The following is a 14,743-nucleotide window of genomic DNA, read 5'->3' as shown; positions in this document are numbered from 1 at the left end:
GATCGGCTCTTTAAGCATAAAAAGTATTTGCCAAAAGAGCCTGCTATCAGGTAAGTGAATTAAGTTGAATTAGTCTCGACTTGATCTGACATTTCGATTTGAAAAATTGAGAGTTACCCGTTTTGATAAAGGTGTCGAATCTTTTAATCAAAACAACCTAAAAGGTGGTAACTCTCATGTTGCATACTAACAACCCAATTATAAAACACAAAACTGGATTACTTAATCTTGCAGAAGAACTAGGTAACGTTTCAAAAGCCTGTAAAGTCATGGGCGTTTCAAGAGATACATTTTATCGATACCAAGAGCTAGTAGAGGACGGTGGCTTGGATGCGTTAATTGATAAAAGTCGTAGATCGCCAAACATTAAAAACCGTGTAGATGAAGTTACTGAGAACGCAGTGGTTCAATACGCTATCGATTACCCAGCTCATGGCCAGCACAGAACTAGCAATGAGTTGCGTAAACAAGGCGTCTTTGTTTCAGGCAGTGGCGTTCGCTCAATCTGGTTACGCCACGATTTAGAGAACTTCAAGAAACGCTTAAAAGCTCTAGAAGGTAAAGTTGCTGACGAAGGTATTATCCTCACCGATAGCCAAATCGCTGCGCTTGAGAAAAAGAAAAGCGATGACGAAGCTTGCGGTGAAATTGAAACAGCACATCCGGGTTACCTAGGCTCACAAGATACCTTCTATGTTGGCAATCTCAAGGGTGTTGGGCGTATCTACCAACAGACGTTTGTCGATACCTACAGCAAAGTAGCCTTCGCAAAGCTGTATACGACCAAAACACCAATTACTGCGGCTGACATACTCAATGACAAGGTTCTGCCTTACTTCGAGCAACACGAGTTGCCAATGTTACGCATTTTGACTGACCGAGGCACCGAATATTGCGGTAAGGTAGAGCACCATGATTATCAGCTCTATCTGGCAATTTGGACTTCCCAGACTTTGCTAGACACCCAATGAGTTACATTGTAACTTCTAATAAAAGGTGTTTTTTATGAGCAAAGGCAAGCGGTATACCCAAGAATTCAAAATCGAAGCAGTTAAGCAAATCACAGAGCGTGGTTATTCAGTTACAGAAGTATCTGAACGACTAGGTATTTGTACTAAAACCTTATATCACTGGCGCAGCCAGCTATCAGATAAACCTAAATCGGTTAAGTCATCAGATGAACAACTTAGGATCGCTAAACTTGAGGCTGAATTAAAACGTGTCACGGAGGAGCGGGATATTCTAAAAAAGGCCGCAAGGTACTTTGCCAGCAACCCCGAGTAAAGTACGGCTTCATCCGAGATCACCAAGATGAGTTTTCCATCACTACAATGTGCCGCCTTTTTAAGCTGCATCGCAGTGGTTTTTATGCGTGGTTAAAAAAGCCTGTAAGTGATAGAGCGCTTGAAGATAGTCGCTTGTTAAAACTCATTAAAGAGTTTTATATAGCCAGTGGCGGCACATACGGTAGCCCTTGGATACATGCAGACTTGCTTGAAGCCGGTGAGCAATGCAGCGTAAATCGTGTTGCTAAGATTATGCGTCAACATAATCTTAAAGCGCAAATTGGGTATAAACGTCGTCATATTAAAAGCGGTAAGACATCGCGGATTGCAGATAACTTATTAGCACGTCAATTTAACCCGCCAGCGCCTAACCAATCATGGGTCAGCGACATCACCTATGTTAGAACTTATGAAGGCTTTTTATATGTAGCAACGGTTATGGATTTATTCTCTAGGCGTATAGTTGGTTGGTCGATGGATAAAAATATGGATAAGCACCTTGTTATAAACGCTCTGTTGATGGCTGTTTATCAACGTCAACCGAAGACTGAAATACTGGTGCATAGTGATCAAGGTAGTCAATACGGTAGTGCTGACTATCTCGCATTTATGAAAGAACATAATCTTGTGCCTTCAATGAGCCGCGCTGGGAACTGTCATGATAATGCGGTTGCTGAAAGCTTTTTTGCGACGATTAAAAAACGAATCATTAAGCGTAAGATATACTCGACACGAGAAGATGCGAAAGCTGAGATATTTAATTTTATAGAAATGTTTTACAATCCCAAAAAACGCCATTCACACACAGGCGGTGTTTCACCTGCTAAGTTTGAGGAAGCGTACTATTCTGAGTTAAAAACTGTCTAGTAAAAGCTGGGAAGTCCAGAGATAGCTCAGTAAATTTCTTTTGTTCAGACATTCTCTGTAGAAGATCACGAAATAAACCTGCCCATTGTTCTCTGAGCCAACTTTCAATATCCGAAAACTTTTCAAAAGTTTTAGTTGCATTATTTCTAGGGAGAGAAAGGATTTTTTCAATAAATTTGAATATATTCACTGAATCAACATGCGCATAAGATATATTCTCATTTTTCTTATTACGTAAATATGTTTGGTATTCAGAATAAACACTACTTTCAATTAAAATATAGGTTGGTACATCACGCTTGTTAGCCTCTTCAAATTCTTTTTTTGTAACACTCTCGTATCTATCAAAGAACTCTTTATCTTTTTTTCTGTCTCCTTCACTAGTTTCAGAGCCATATCTTCCGCCAACAATTAAAACAAAAATATCGGTGCTAGAGATCTCTTTGTAACAAGATTCATCTAACGGCATATCTGGTGCGTAAGCAATATTTCCTTTTTCTGACAATACAGTTTCATACCCCAAGGATTCAATAAATATATCCATAGAGGCTCTGACATGCTTTAAATCATAATATGTTGAACTAATAAAAACCCGAGGATTTGCCAAAGTACACTCCTTTGTTGATGATCATCTAACGCCGCGCTTTGCGGATGTTTTGGAGCGCAGCGGAAAAACAGTCCGGCAACAGCGCCTTGTTAGCAATTTCAAGCTTCACGCTTACACTCATTTGCTTCTTCTTGTGTAAAATCTATTTCACTTATTCTTAGAAGGCCTGAAGCAATTGCCGGCTCAAAGTCTTGGAGAAATCTCTCAGTAGACTTCGGCCTAGATTCTTCATCCGGAACGTTCAGCCAGACAAGATCAAGGTGCGTATTCACGCCTTTAACATTTTGGTAGTGATTTAGTTTTGAAAGCATCATGTATATGCGATCTCGCATCATCAGATGCATTCCACGATTTGGTCTAAACTCTACAAAAATTTCTTTATCATCGTCTTTGTAATAACCATCAAAAATTGGTTGGTGGTTGCTTACAGGGTCAATGCCATGAAATTGGGTGACAAGTTTAGCTTCGGGTATAACGTTTGAAGAGTGAATTCCCTTTTTAGCAATGTATTTTTCCATTGCCATAGTTTCGATCTTACGCCAGTCAGTTCTATATTCTCGTTGAGATGATTTATTGCTCTCTTCTTCATCGGTTTCTCGTGCTTGAACTTCTTGTTCCGTTGCTCTTTCGACCGTAGCAGCCTTGGATGCATGGTAGTCACCATAAACATTTGTATGCTGCTGACTCTGATTTTGAGTGTTCGAAATAGTAATAAGCTGACTTAATAGATCAGCTTTATCCTTTTCCAACTTTTGGACTTCCTGCCCCTTTTTCTTCACCTCTCTAGATATGGACGCCAGCTTACCAATAGAGAAATTATCAAAGCTTTCTGATAACACCAACACAAGCAAAAGCGACAACAGTGTAATAACACCTGAATTAATTTCGCCTTTAGGTTCTATATAAAAGTAACTAAAGGTAATCATCGCGGCGATCAGAACGCAAAACGCAACAATCATACATCGGACGAACCAATTTGTTTTTTTCTCAGTATTCTCCATAAACTTCCTTGATTGCTAACGCCTTACTAATGGGCGCATAAATGCTTGGCTAAAATTAGCGACGAAGGAGCGCAAGCCAAGCGTTTTGCGTCCTTCTGAGTAACTTGTTAGCTGCACTTTTGCATTATGTAATACCGTTGTTTATATGCCAAATGAGTAGTTACAACGAATGGCAAAATAAACACAAAAGACCACGGGTTATCAATACGAACAATAAAAATGCTTACAATCAACGAAGCCAATAAGCCTAATAACAAATATACACGTAGGCGAAATGGGCTTGTATTCTCATTTTCTGGGTGCAGGGTTAAAGTAAGTAAACTTATTGCACCCCAAAAACCGAATGAACCAGAAATAACCAAGAACAAATATAGCAAGACTTCAGGAGCACCAGAAAACAATCCAACGAAATATATAGGGCTAAAGATTATGCCTACACAAAGGATTAGAACTGAAGGTGCAAAACCTACAAAAAATTCTAAAAGGTAAAGTGCTCGTAAAGTTTTCTTCATGTGCAGCTAACGCCGTTGTAACTGGCTAAAAATAGTTGGCTAAAATTTGTGAGGCACGAACAAAGCCAACTAATTTTTGTCCGCGTTAACAACTTTGTTATGAACCGCATCCAGTTGGTTTAACTTCTTTAACCTCAATTGCGATTGGTAAGTCATTCTCCAATTTATATACTGAAACCTTACAAGATTGAAAAGCGACGCCTGTCCATAATGCAGAAATGCCTTTACCACCGATCCGCTCATTTACTACAACATAATTACCACCAAGCTCAGGAGTAAAGCTTACAAAAGGCCAGCATGATTTTTCCCAGCCTGAATTGTGCCACTTTATGATTGAAGTCAATGTAATAGGCTCATTAGCTGCTACTTTAATTATTGTATTTCGTTCAGTTTCGTTGAAGGTTGTTTTTAGCCCTGAATTCGTGCAGACAATAGGCTCACCGTTAAAAGGAACACCTTCCTCAGTCTCATATTTTTTATCCGCGCTAAATTCTATAGTTGCAAAATTTTGGTTTGTAGTATTCTTATATTTCGGAAGCTTTGTGCCAAAAGATTGTTCTGATAATGAAGTGGCAGCACACCCTGTTAGTGCAAGAAACGAGAATATAACTACCAATGCCTTAAATTTCACACTTATCTCCTGATAGGTTCATAACGCTTTGCTAAGGTGCAATTGACTGTTGGCTATATTTGCGCGAAGCGCCAAGCCAACTGTTAATTGTCCCAACGAACGAAGAGAGTGAACTTGAGCAACTTGTTATAAGCACCTTACTCTATACTCTCTCGATAATTTGACCACAAGTTTGCTAAGTGGACATAAATTTCTGTTTTTGAAGTTGGCTCACCATTTCCTTGAATGGAACTGGCTTCTGCGTCAAAAACTATACCTACTACAGCATCAACTTCATCAAACGACAATTCTAATGCAACGAAATCTGTTTTATAGCCCCCTTTATGCAAAGGGGGCTTCTCTACTTTTTGATTCAATATTGCCTTAGCAATTAAAGCAACCTCAGGCATATTATCTTTACGTAATAAATCTAAGGTTTCATTTAAATCTTGTAAGCGAAATACGTTTGGTTGTTCGCAAATAGTTTTATATTGCTCAGAGTTCATCAGTGCTTATAACGCTTTAAACAGCGGAAAACGCGAACGTTTTGGCGCAGCCAGTGAGCGGTTTTCCGATGATTTAACTTGTTAAATGCCATTTTTCTAGCGCTCAGCTTGTTTTTTAATTTTGGGCATTTGTATTTGTAGTAAAACAAATGCTGGCACTAATGGTACAAACGCTAGCCAAGATTGCATTTGAAAAGCCCAAAAGTAAATGAACCAACCCTGGGTAATAATTAAACCAGAAATTTTTAACCAGCGCGAGAAAAGCATAAGATCTCCCATGGCCGCTAGAGGTAACCCAAAGCAAAGCGCGCCTAATCCATACAACCAAAGGTTAAAGTTCAGAGATGAATTAATAGCCCCAACATCGATGGCAATTCCAAATAAAAATGGAACCAAAACCAAGATCATGACGATAGTTGAAAAGCGTCCATTACTCTGATGCTTCTGATGAGCTTTATTTTTCTGTGCGAGTTTCTCTAATGTGTCCATGGCATTTAACGCCCTAATAATGGGCAAAAAATTGTTTGCTAAAATGTTGAGGAACGAAAACAGCAAACTGTTTTTTTGTCCTTGTTTATTAGCTTGTTATATGCCATTACAGCGTTTCTATCAACTCAAATTTGCTTCTTAACTTAGTATCCAACAAAGCAAATATATTGTCAGTTTTAGAGTCGTAGCTAATTTGCAACTTTGATAATTCTTCGATGTCCTCATCATATAGAGGTACAACGAATTCCATTGAACAGTAACCACTGTCATTCGAAAACTCTCCTGAACCTACGATAAAATTTTCATAGTCCATTTTTCCCGAGTTAACCAATGGAATCAGCTCGTCAAAAATAAACTCTGAAACACTGACATTCTTTGAGTAGTCCTTCCAACCACATTTTGGTACTAAATGATGAGTTGGCAACTGAGCCTCCTTGGCATATAGACATAATGACTCCCACACGGTGCTAGCCTCCGCATTTTCGTGGGTTAGCTTAAAGCCAGAGCCATAATTAGTTTGTCAAATAACTAAATAGCAGAGGCTAGCATGACTAAACATAACATACTTTTCATTGGCTTAGATACTCATAAAGAGTTCATTGAAGTTGCCTACATCGAAGATAACCGCGGCGCACAACCCATTCATTTCGGTCGCATTTCTTCTGCTAAAGTCGCTATTAAAAAGCTTATCAGGCAATTTGAATCTAAATACCCAAACGCAACTCTGCATTTCGTTTATGAAGCTGGCCCTTGTGGTTACTGGATTTATCGCTTAATCACTTCTCTTGGGCATTGTTGTTACGTTGTTGCACCTTCGCTTATTCCTAAAAAACCTGGCGAGCGTGTAAAAACTGACAAGCGTGACGCACTTAAACTGGCTAAATTACTTAAGTCTGAAGACTTAACTCCTATTTATGTGCCTGAGCCAGAAGATGAAGCTATTCGTGATTTATCTCGTGCTCGAGAAGTCGCGATGAAAGACTTAAAAGATGCGAAGTACCAGCTAAAAGCACTGCTTCTTCGCAACAATATTAACTACGCAGGCACTGCAAACTGGTCTCTTAAACACTTACGTTGGCTCACTGAACTGGTGTTGCCACACCCCGCACAACAAATCGTTTTACAAGAGTTTATTCAAACTATAAACGAGCGAACTGCACGATTAGAGCGACTCGACAATGAACTCTCTCACCATGTTTGTCAATGGCGATACTACCCTGTTGTTAAAGCCATTCAGGCTATGCGCGGCGTTCGCTTACTCGTGGCCGCTGGCGTTGTGGCTGAGCTTGGCGATTTAACCCGTTTCGACCATCCGCGTAAATTGATGAGTTACCTTGGCCTTGTACCAAGTGAGCACTCGAGCGGTGGTAAAAGGCACATTGGCGCAATTACTAGATGTGGCAATGGTCGCGCAAGGCGCTTATTGGTCGAAGGTGCTCATAGTTACCGTCATGCAGCCAACATATCGACCGAGTTACAAAAACGACAAGAAGGTTTACCAAAACAGATTGTTGATATCGCATGGAAAGCACAATTAAGACTGTGTAAACGTTATAAAAAGCTCATTAATAAAGGCAAGCATTACAACTTGGTTGTCACCGCCATTGCCCGTGAAATGATTGCTTATATCTGGGCAATCGCTAAACAGATTGTACTCTCACCGATAAATCATAAATTACGATTATCAAGAGTACCTGCTTAATATGAACGAATTAGAGTTAATGCATTGGGTCAAGCATCGGGTGTGGCACAACCACCGACGGCGTTAGGATGGCAATGTTGTTACCGCGACATTGAACCACGAACATAGACTGAAGATAGGTGCCACGTCGAGCTAAGTAAGGTCTGCTCTGTTACTAGAAATAGTAATAACCAACGAATACCAGCATGAAAACCGACGAAATTACTTGCTTCATCCTATGCGTTAACTCTCTCTAATTCGAGTTAAGAAATTATGGCTTATAGTTAGGCAAGGCTCAGTGTGTTTAACTTGACAGTGGGAGTCATACCAACGCCCTGTTAAGGGGCAAAATATAGTTGGCTAAAATTAAGCGACGAAGGAGCAAAAGCCAACTGTATTTTGTCCTTGTTAAACAGCTTGTTATGCGTATCTTAGTAAAGACGCATTTCTTTATTTTTACTTAGGTTTGCAAACTCCCAAAGATAAGAACCTAGATCATTTAAACCTTTTAGCCCTCTCTCTTCGGAATTATAACTAGGTGTCCAAAAACACGCTTTGGTATATGTAAAGCTTCGTTGTGACTCTATACACCAATTGGAGCCATCAGTTCCTGAAGATTTATCAAGGGTGTTATATTGCAGCGCGACTTCATAAAGATTGAATATTTTTTCATATTCCTCTTTTGATATATTAATATGCTTACGGGTAGTTGTTTCTACGATTTCTTTTACTTCATCTTTACGAGAACTTTGGGTTGTTAGTACACTAATAAAGTTTTGTGTTTCTGATTTACATAGTTTAAACAATGCTCTCCCATGAAACGAAGTTCCAATATCCAGTGAGAATACTTTTCCCTTATATGCATTCCATTGCCCGCAATCTTCATCAGCCCACTCAATAGACAAAGCAGCTGTGCTTAAAAAAGTTAGAATTAAGAAAATATACTTCATGCATACTCCATACGCATAACGCCCACGTTAAGGGGCTTTTTATTAGTTTGCTAAAATTGTGTAGCGAAGCGGAACCGAGCAAACTTTAAAAAGTCCCGCTTTAACTGCTTGTTATGTGTAATTTATTGAATTTACTTACTAAAAGCAAACCATAAAACACAACCAATAGGAATTAAAATTGGCATTATAGCTAGAGCAATAAAGTCAGAAGTTTTACCATGCTTTTTAGCTTTGAATCCGTCACGGATTGAAAGCACAACGATTAATATAAATACCAAACCAATATAGGTATTTGCATGTTTGAAATCGCCAAGAGTGGAAAGAATAAATAGTGGGCCAAGAACTGAACCTATCCACGCAAATGCTACGCCTTTTGCTCCAATAAAAGTTATATACGGATCTCGATTCATACTCATTTACACATAGACATAATGACTCCCACACGGTGCTAGCCTCCGCATTTTCGTGGGTTAGCTTAAAGCCAGAGCCATAATTAGTTTGTCAAATAACTAAATAGCAGAGGCTAGCATGACTAAACATAACATACTTTTCATTGGCTTAGATACTCATAAAGAGTTCATTGAAGTTGCCTACATCGAAGATAACCGCGGCGCACAACCCATTCATTTCGGTCGCATTTCTTCTGCTAAAGTCGCTATTAAAAAGCTTATCAGGCAATTTGAATCTAAATACCCAAACGCAACTCTGCATTTCGTTTATGAAGCTGGCCCTTGTGGTTACTGGATTTATCGCTTAATCACTTCTCTTGGGCATTGTTGTTACGTTGTTGCACCTTCGCTTATTCCTAAAAAACCTGGCGAGCGTGTAAAAACTGACAAGCGTGACGCACTTAAACTGGCTAAATTACTTAAGTCTGAAGACTTAACTCCTATTTATGTGCCTGAGCCAGAAGATGAAGCTATTCGTGATTTATCTCGTGCTCGAGAAGTCGCGATGAAAGACTTAAAAGATGCGAAGTACCAGCTAAAAGCACTGCTTCTTCGCAACAATATTAACTACGCAGGCACTGCAAACTGGTCTCTTAAACACTTACGTTGGCTCACTGAACTGGTGTTGCCACACCCCGCACAACAAATCGTTTTACAAGAGTTTATTCAAACTATAAACGAGCGAACTGCACGATTAGAGCGACTCGACAATGAACTCTCTCACCATGTTTGTCAATGGCGATACTACCCTGTTGTTAAAGCCATTCAGGCTATGCGCGGCGTTCGCTTACTCGTGGCCGCTGGCGTTGTGGCTGAGCTTGGCGATTTAACCCGTTTCGACCATCCGCGTAAATTGATGAGTTACCTTGGCCTTGTACCAAGTGAGCACTCGAGCGGTGGTAAAAGGCACATTGGCGCAATTACTAGATGTGGCAATGGTCGCGCAAGGCGCTTATTGGTCGAAGGTGCTCATAGTTACCGTCATGCAGCCAACATATCGACCGAGTTACAAAAACGACAAGAAGGTTTACCAAAACAGATTGTTGATATCGCATGGAAAGCACAATTAAGACTGTGTAAACGTTATAAAAAGCTCATTAATAAAGGCAAGCATTACAACTTGGTTGTCACCGCCATTGCCCGTGAAATGATTGCTTATATCTGGGCAATCGCTAAACAGATTGTACTCTCACCGATAAATCATAAATTACGATTATCAAGAGTACCTGCTTAATATGAACGAATTAGAGTTAATGCATTGGGTCAAGCATCGGGTGTGGCACAACCACCGACGGCGTTAGGATGGCAATGTTGTTACCGCGACATTGAACCACGAACATAGACTGAAGATAGGTGCCACGTCGAGCTAAGTAAGGTCTGCTCTGTTACTAGAAATAGTAATAACCAACGAATACCAGCATGAAAACCGACGAAATTACTTGCTTCATCCTATGCGTTAACTCTCTCTAATTCGAGTTAAGAAATTATGGCTTATAGTTAGGCAAGGCTCAGTGTGTTTAACTTGACAGTGGGAGTCATACCAACGCCTTGCTAAGAGGCGTAAAATGCTTGGCTATAATTAGCGACGTAGGAGCGTAAGCCAAGCTTTTTACGTCCTACTTGAGCAACTTGTTAGGCTTTACCACGCCATTGCTGTTTCCATTCGGTAAATTCAATAGAGTCAGAGTTTAAAGACAATGTACAAACAGTTTCCTCTATCATTTTTTCCAAATCAGCAATTACATCGCCACCTACCATTACATGAACAATTGAACCTCCTGTACCTGGACCATTTGGCTCAAGGTTAGCCCGGTGGAAGCTAAAACGATTTTTAGTATATTCAGAAATGTAATCTCTAGGTTCTTTGCCATCAAAATGTAAGGGAGGGTAAAACTCAGCTAACTTGACCCAATTATCTTTTAGGAAATCAATTAAATCATAACTGCCTTGTCTCATATTGGCAGTAATCCCACTATCCCATAATTGTTGAGAGCTTTCTTCAGCAACTTTTTTCAATCTCGGTAGGCTTTGAATAAAGTGAACTTGATGCGGCTGATCCAAATATCGCCTAGCATGTTGCTTGGGTTTTACATCTTCACTTTTTACATTAGCTTTACTTTTACGTTTAACAACTTCTAAAACAGTTAATGTAAAGCCCAAAAAAACTAAAATAGGCTCATAGTTGCCATCAGGATCAGATATCCATAACCCTCCTAGTAATAAAGCTACTAACAAGATGATGATTTCAATTGTTGTAATGAACTTTGAGGTCAATTTGATACTCATATTTCCTGTAAAGCCTAACGCCTTACTAATGGGCGCATAAATGCTTGGCTAAAATTAGCGACGAAGGAGCACAAGCCAAGCGTTTTGCGTCCTTTTGAGTAACTTGTTAAGTTGCTATTTCACTGTTTGTATGTGAGTTATACCATTTGTTTTTACCAAGGTTGACTCTACTGCACAAAGTGAGTTGTCAGCGGTATAAAAAATAAATTTAAGCTTTAACTCACTAATAAAATCCAGACTCATTTCTCTTTTGCTAAGGATAATGGCAAATTTATCTTTAAGCGCGCCTATTGCTAGTTTTAAAGGTTTGTACTCTCTCAGCTCTGCGGGATAAGATTCATTAGCCATTAAGTCAATAGTTGCTTCGGTTATACCTACTTCTCTGCACATTTCCCCCAAATGAGGATGTAAAAAGCTTAATCCGCTTTGTGCATGATGCGCGATGTCATAAGCGACACCTTTTAGAGGTTTGAGAGATGCCATACTTTCCTTAGCAACTTAACAGTGTATTAGCGTGAATTCGCGTTAATGTCTTACCCACTATCACTACATCACACCAATTAACAAATTTAATTACGCCGAATATTAGCATGTTAAACTCTATTTTGCCCTCAAAAAACCAACAACCACTCTAGAACAAAACGAGAATCTACTTAAACGAGAATGAGTCAATTTATCTTAAAGATCAAATCTAATTAGAATCAATTAGATAGGCCATCTTTCGAGTCTTCGGTCGTAAAATCGAAACAAAAATTAACGGGGTCTCTAGTTGCAAAGTTTAATGCCTTAAATTATACCTGTATAAAACCACAGTAAATGGATTTACTATGAACAAGTCACCTTTTTTGGAATCTGTACGCATTGAGCTTAGAACTCGTCGCTATAGTTTGAAAACTGAAAAAGCTTATCTGCATTGGATAAAACGGTTTATTTTGTTTAACGATAAGCGCCACCCAGAAGGAATGGGTAATGTTGAGATTGAGCGCTTTCTTAATCATTTAGCTTGCAACAGGCTGGTAAGTGCTGCAACGCAAAACCTTGCGCTATGCGCCATCATATTTTTATATCGCTATATCATAAAACGAGAAATTAAAGGTTTAAATTACGCTTCTAGCCAAGTAGAAAAAGCATTGCCTACCGTACTCACGCATGATGAAGCGATAAAAATAATTAGTCATTTACATGGCAAATATGCACTCATCGCAAACATGCTATACGGTAGCGGCTTACGTATAAATGAAGCGTTATCATTAAGGGTTAAAGATTTAGACTTTAATCAAGGTACAATTTTTGTTTTTAGGGGTAAAGGTAAAAAAGACCGCTACACGCTATTACCAAAGACCTTATATCAACCATTACAGTTACAAATTGACGATGTAAAACGTGTACATAAGCGTGACCTAGACGACGGCTTTGGTATGGCATCTTTGCCGCCGTCCCTTGTTAGGAAATATAAACACGCTGTGAAAGATTTTGCGTGGCAATATCTGTTTCCTTCAAGCACACGGTGTGTGCATCCGTATGATAACTATGTGTGCCGACATCACATACATGAAACAACGTTTCGCAAAGCACTGCGTACAGCTTTATTGAAAACAGATATCTATAAGCGGGTAAAAGCGCACACTTTTAGGCATTCTTTCGCGACTGAATTGTTGCGAGCAGGCTCAGATATACGCACTGTACAAACGTTGCTTGGCCATGAAGACGTTAAAACTACACAAATTTATACTCACGTCATTGGCGATACCTTTGCCTTCACAAGCAGCCCTATCGACAAATAAAAAAGGCATGTACCAAAGGTATATGCCTTTTAAAATGCTTATTTAACGCTTAATTACAAGCGAATACCGCCGTCAATCTCTACAACTCGACCAGTGAAAAAGTCATTCTCGATGATGTACTTAGCTGTATGGGCAATTTCTTCGGCCTCGCCCAAACGCCCGACTGGCTTCATTTTAACTAAACGCTCTTTGGCTTCTGGCTTCATGGCGTCGGTCATGGTTGTACGAATAACACCCGGTGCAATGGCTCCTACACGAACACCAAAGCGACCTAGCTCTTTGGCCCAGCTGGTTGTCATGGCAACCACACCCGCTTTTGCCGCAGAGTAATTGGTTTGACCCATATTACCAGCGCGCGCTACGCTCGACATATTAATGATCACGCCGCCCTCACCGGCTTCAACCATTTTAACCGCTGCTTCACGGCCACATAGGAAAACGCCAGTAAGATTTACGTCAATCACTGATTGAAATTGCGATAGCGCCATTTTGTCGATTACTTTGCCTTCTTTGGCTTTGAGTAATAAACCATCACGCAAAATGCCAGCGTTGTTAATTAATACGGCAATATTGCCGCAATCTGCTTGAATCGCATTGAATACCGCTTCTACTTCGCTCTCAACACTGACATTTGCAACGTAGGTGTGCACTTGTGTACCTAGTTTGCTTAACTCGGCTTTAGCACTCGCCAGTACGTCTTCTTGCATATCAATCAGCGCTAGGTTTGCACCTAGCTTGGCCATCTCGGTTGCCATTGCAAAGCCTAAGCCCTGCGCACCACCGGTGATCACTACGGTTTTATTGTTAATATCCATAGGGTTACTTTTCACTATATAATTTAAAGATTGCGCTAAAGTCTTCTGCGCCTTTGCCTTGGTTTTGCATCAGGTTATACAGGTTTTTAGCCATCGCACCTAATGGCGTAGCTGAGTTAGTTTGCTGGGCAGCTTGCTGAGCAAGGCCTAAGTCTTTAGCCATTAAATCAACCATAAAACCAGGCTTATACCCATTTGAACTCGGCACATTTTCTTGCACATTAGGACATGGGTTATAAAGCTCTAACGTCCAGTTTCGGCCAGAGCTATTGAGCATAATTTCGCTGAGCACTTTAGGGTCAAGACCATGGTCAATACCCATTTGTAGTGCTTCACTGGTGCCTGCCATCAAAATACTTAACAGCATGTTGTTACAGATCTTAGCTACTTGCCCAGCGCCAATATCACCCGCATGGAAAATATTTTTACCCATAGCAGTTAAAACTGTATTGGCACGGTTAAAGTCTGCGTCTGAGCCACCAACTATAAAGGTAAGTGTTCCTGCTGCAGCACCAGCAACACCGCCTGATACGGGTGCATCTACAAAACTAATGCCTGCTTTTGCAAGCTCACCACCAACAAATTGCGCCGACTCTGCGTCAATTGTGGAGCAGTCAATAACCAACGTTGACTTATCTAAATGGCTAACCAAACCATTTTCACCGCAATAGATCATGCGTACATGCTTGCCCGCTGGCAACATGCTAATTACGAATTGCGCATCAGTACAGACTTGTTCGACATTGTCTGCGGCACTCGCGCCTTGCGAAGTAAGCTCTTTAACGGCGCTATCACTTAAGTCAAATACCGTCACATCATGGCCAGCTTTGATAAGGTTGCTCGCCATTGGGCCACCCATATTGCCAAGGCCTATAAATCCGATCTTTGCCATGTTCTACT

17 protein-coding genes and 1 pseudogene are annotated in these 14,743 nt (G+C 40.2%); 5 read left to right on the top strand and 13 right to left on the bottom strand.

Translation table 11 applies throughout. The features are described 5' to 3' along the window. Positions 1-176: 176 nt before the first annotated feature. Together GDK41_RS07515 and GDK41_RS07510 are read left to right on the top strand one after the other, a co-directional pair. A pseudogene (locus GDK41_RS07515) lies at positions 177-938 on the top strand (helix-turn-helix domain-containing protein); the annotation flags it as partial. A gap of 67 nt (positions 939-1,005) precedes the next feature. Further along, a protein-coding gene (locus GDK41_RS07510) for an IS3 family transposase (RefSeq protein WP_152085824.1) occupies positions 1,006-2,153 on the top strand; the annotation gives its coding sequence in 2 pieces (ribosomal slippage) (positions 1,006-1,243 and positions 1,243-2,153; 1,149 coding nt in all). Here GDK41_RS07510 and GDK41_RS07505 read toward each other — a convergent pair. The 7 genes from GDK41_RS07505 to GDK41_RS07475 form a co-directional block, all read right to left on the bottom strand. Beyond that, positions 2,110-2,760 carry a DUF4062 domain-containing protein gene (locus tag GDK41_RS07505; protein WP_152085823.1) on the bottom strand — a complete coding sequence of 217 codons (651 nt, stop codon included), beginning with the start codon at positions 2,758-2,760 and terminating at the stop codon, positions 2,110-2,112. The genes GDK41_RS07510 and GDK41_RS07505 overlap by 44 nt on opposite strands. A gap of 98 nt (positions 2,761-2,858) precedes the next feature. Next, on the bottom strand, positions 2,859-3,761 hold the full coding sequence (locus GDK41_RS07500; protein ID WP_152085822.1) for a hypothetical protein: 903 nt from the start codon (positions 3,759-3,761) through the stop codon (positions 2,859-2,861). A 107-nt stretch (positions 3,762-3,868) separates the two neighbouring features. Next, positions 3,869-4,273 (bottom strand): hypothetical protein, encoded by a 405-nt coding sequence (locus GDK41_RS07495; RefSeq protein WP_152085821.1) that lies wholly within the window; start codon positions 4,271-4,273, stop codon positions 3,869-3,871. Between the two features lie 97 nt (positions 4,274-4,370). Next, entirely contained in the window at positions 4,371-4,904 is a 534-nt protein-coding gene (locus GDK41_RS07490) for a hypothetical protein (protein ID WP_152085820.1), read from the bottom strand. Positions 4,905-5,041: 137 nt separating this feature from the next. Next, on the bottom strand, positions 5,042-5,389 hold the full coding sequence (locus GDK41_RS07485; RefSeq protein ID WP_152085819.1) for a hypothetical protein: 348 nt from the start codon (positions 5,387-5,389) through the stop codon (positions 5,042-5,044). A 96-nt stretch (positions 5,390-5,485) separates the two neighbouring features. Beyond that, complete coding sequence (locus tag GDK41_RS07480) at positions 5,486-5,878, bottom strand: hypothetical protein (protein WP_152085818.1); 393 nt, start codon at positions 5,876-5,878, stop codon at positions 5,486-5,488. Positions 5,879-5,984: 106 nt separating this feature from the next. Next, positions 5,985-6,302, bottom strand: coding sequence for a hypothetical protein (locus tag GDK41_RS07475; RefSeq protein ID WP_152085817.1), 318 nt, complete (start codon positions 6,300-6,302; stop codon positions 5,985-5,987). Between the two features lie 123 nt (positions 6,303-6,425). Here GDK41_RS07475 and GDK41_RS07470 point away from each other — a divergent pair, with 123 nt between their 5' ends. Next, positions 6,426-7,580 (top strand): IS110 family transposase, encoded by a 1,155-nt coding sequence (locus GDK41_RS07470; RefSeq protein ID WP_152085814.1) that lies wholly within the window; start codon positions 6,426-6,428, stop codon positions 7,578-7,580. A 410-nt stretch (positions 7,581-7,990) separates the two neighbouring features. Here GDK41_RS07470 and GDK41_RS07465 read toward each other — a convergent pair whose 3' ends face one another. Both GDK41_RS07465 and GDK41_RS07460 read right to left on the bottom strand, forming a co-directional pair. Further along, the gene (locus GDK41_RS07465; RefSeq protein WP_152085816.1) at positions 7,991-8,509 is read right to left on the bottom strand and encodes a hypothetical protein; all 519 of its coding nucleotides are present in this window, start codon (positions 8,507-8,509) and stop codon (positions 7,991-7,993) included. Positions 8,510-8,640: 131 nt separating this feature from the next. After that, the gene (locus GDK41_RS07460) at positions 8,641-8,919 is read right to left on the bottom strand and encodes a hypothetical protein (protein ID WP_152085815.1); all 279 of its coding nucleotides are present in this window, start codon (positions 8,917-8,919) and stop codon (positions 8,641-8,643) included. A gap of 118 nt (positions 8,920-9,037) precedes the next feature. On the opposite strand from GDK41_RS07460, the gene GDK41_RS07455 reads away from it, so the two are divergent. Continuing rightward, the gene (locus GDK41_RS07455; RefSeq protein WP_152085814.1) at positions 9,038-10,192 is read left to right on the top strand and encodes an IS110 family transposase; all 1,155 of its coding nucleotides are present in this window, start codon (positions 9,038-9,040) and stop codon (positions 10,190-10,192) included. Positions 10,193-10,590: 398 nt separating this feature from the next. Here the strand turns inward: GDK41_RS07455 and GDK41_RS07450 are convergent, their stop codons facing one another. Both GDK41_RS07450 and GDK41_RS07445 read right to left on the bottom strand, forming a co-directional pair. Continuing rightward, on the bottom strand, positions 10,591-11,244 hold the full coding sequence (locus tag GDK41_RS07450) for a hypothetical protein (protein ID WP_152085813.1): 654 nt from the start codon (positions 11,242-11,244) through the stop codon (positions 10,591-10,593). Between the two features lie 114 nt (positions 11,245-11,358). Then, positions 11,359-11,727 (bottom strand): hypothetical protein, encoded by a 369-nt coding sequence (locus GDK41_RS07445; protein WP_152085812.1) that lies wholly within the window; start codon positions 11,725-11,727, stop codon positions 11,359-11,361. A gap of 344 nt (positions 11,728-12,071) precedes the next feature. Between GDK41_RS07445 and GDK41_RS07440 the strand changes: the two genes are divergently transcribed. Continuing rightward, positions 12,072-13,028 (top strand): integron integrase, encoded by a 957-nt coding sequence (locus GDK41_RS07440; RefSeq protein ID WP_152085811.1) that lies wholly within the window; start codon positions 12,072-12,074, stop codon positions 13,026-13,028. 53 nt (positions 13,029-13,081) lie between these two features. On the opposite strand, the gene GDK41_RS07435 is transcribed toward GDK41_RS07440, so the two are convergent. After that, the gene (locus tag GDK41_RS07435) at positions 13,082-13,843 is read right to left on the bottom strand and encodes an SDR family oxidoreductase (RefSeq protein ID WP_152085810.1); all 762 of its coding nucleotides are present in this window, start codon (positions 13,841-13,843) and stop codon (positions 13,082-13,084) included. A gap of 4 nt (positions 13,844-13,847) precedes the next feature. Beyond that, complete coding sequence (gene mmsB / locus GDK41_RS07430; RefSeq protein WP_152085809.1) at positions 13,848-14,735, bottom strand: 3-hydroxyisobutyrate dehydrogenase; 888 nt, start codon at positions 14,733-14,735, stop codon at positions 13,848-13,850. Positions 14,736-14,743: the final 8 nt, after the last annotated feature.

The organism is Pseudoalteromonas sp. A25, assembly GCF_009176705.1.
GTDB lineage: Bacteria > Pseudomonadota > Gammaproteobacteria > Enterobacterales > Alteromonadaceae > Pseudoalteromonas.
This window is presented reverse-complemented; position numbering and strand designations above follow the sequence as displayed.